The organism is Sphaerisporangium sp. NPDC049002 (assembly GCF_040649355.1).
In the GTDB taxonomy this organism is placed as follows: Bacteria; Actinomycetota; Actinomycetes; order Streptosporangiales; family Streptosporangiaceae; genus Sphaerisporangium.
This window is the reverse complement of sequence record NZ_JBEZFH010000439.1, coordinates 1-1,582: the sequence shown is the minus strand read 5'-3', so window position 1 is coordinate 1,582 and position 1,582 is coordinate 1. Positions and strand designations below refer to the sequence as shown.

Here is a 1,582-nt window from a genome sequence, read left to right as displayed (position 1 = left end):
GGAGCTGCGTCACCCGGGCGGCCGGCTCGCGGCCCTCGACATCGGCGCCGTGTTCTCCTGGTCCTACGACGCGCTGGGCCCGGAGGCCGCGCGGCCCCCGACCGCGGGTACGCCCTGTCGATCCGGGGCGTCGCCCGCGAGGCCGCCACCGCTTTCGGCGTGCCCTGGCGTGACCCGGCCGACGTGGAGCCGCCCTCGTTCACCGAGGAGGCCCACCCCGCGTCGATCGCCGACCCCTCGGCCTGTGACCGGTTCGTGCTGCGCACGGTCTCCGGGTTCGACCCCTCCGCCGAGACGCCCATGTGGATGCAGGTGCGCCTGGCGCGCGCGGGCATGCGGCCGGTCTCCCTGGCCGTCGACGTCACCAACTACCTGATGATCGAGCTGGGCCAGCCGCTGCACGCCTTCGACCGGTCCAAGCTCAGGGGGCCCGTCGTGGTCCGCAGGGCCGAGCCGGGCGAGACGCTGGAGACGCTCGACCATGTCGTGCGCAAGCTCGACCCCGAGGACATTCTGATCACCGACTCCTCGGGCGCGATCTCGATGGCCGGCACGATGGGCGGGCTGGAGACCGAGATCTCCGGCACCTCGACCGACCTGGTGATCGAGGCGGCCCACTTCTCGGCCACCGGCACGGCCCGCATGTCGCGGCGACACAACCTGGTGAGCGAGGCGTCGCGCCGCTTCGAGCGCGGCGTCGACCGCGAGCTGCCCCTGTACGCCTCGTGGCGCGCGGTCCAGTTGCTGGTCGCGTTCGGCGGCGGCACGGCGGACGCCGGGGTCACCCACGCCCACGTCGACGCCGAGCCCGCGACGATCACCATCCCGGCCGACCATCCCGACCGGGTGGCGGGCGTCGCCTACGGGCGCGACACGGTCGTCCGCCGCCTGGAGCAGGTCGGATGCACGGTGGTCGCCCAGAGCGCGGTCCCCGGGCACGAGGGCGCCGAGGCGTCCCCGGCCGTTCCCGCCGATGTGCTGGAGAGTCCAGGCCGGCCCGATCCGGCCGAGCTGCTCACGGTGACGCCGCCCTCGTGGCGCCCCGACCTGACCGACCCGAACGACCTCGCCGAGGAGGTCATCCGGCTCGAAGGCTACGCGAAGCTGCCCTCGGTGCTGCCCGCCGCTCCCGCGGGGGCCGGGCTCACCGAGGCCCAGCGGCTGCGCCGCCGCGTCGGCCGCGCGCTGGCCGCCGCCGGCTACGTCGAGACGCTCGCCTACCCGTTCATGGGCGTGCGCGACCTCGACGGTCTCCAGTTGCCCGAGGGCGACGCGCGACGCCGGGCCGTACGCCTGGCCAACCCGATCAGCGAGGACGAGCCGCTGATGCGCACCACGCTGCTGCCGGGGCTGCTCAAGACCCTGGTGCGCAACGTCGGCCGCGGATTCGGCGACCTCGCCCTGTTCGAGTCCGGCCTGGTCTACCGGCCCGAGGCGGGCGCCCCGGCGAAGGCCCCGGTGCTCGGCGTCGACCGCAGGCCCACCGAGGAGGAGCTGGCCACCATCACGGCCGCCCTGCCCCGGCGCAGCGCACCGTCTACCGGCTGCGCGCCGACGTCGAGGACAAGCTCAACCGGCTTCC

The 1,582-nt window shown here is 74.9% G+C and carries 1 pseudogene; it reads left to right on the top strand.

The window, feature by feature from the left end:
• Positions 1–96: 96 nt before the first annotated feature.
• A pseudogene (locus AB0B89_RS36350) lies at positions 97–1,582 on the top strand (phenylalanine--tRNA ligase subunit beta); the annotation flags it as partial.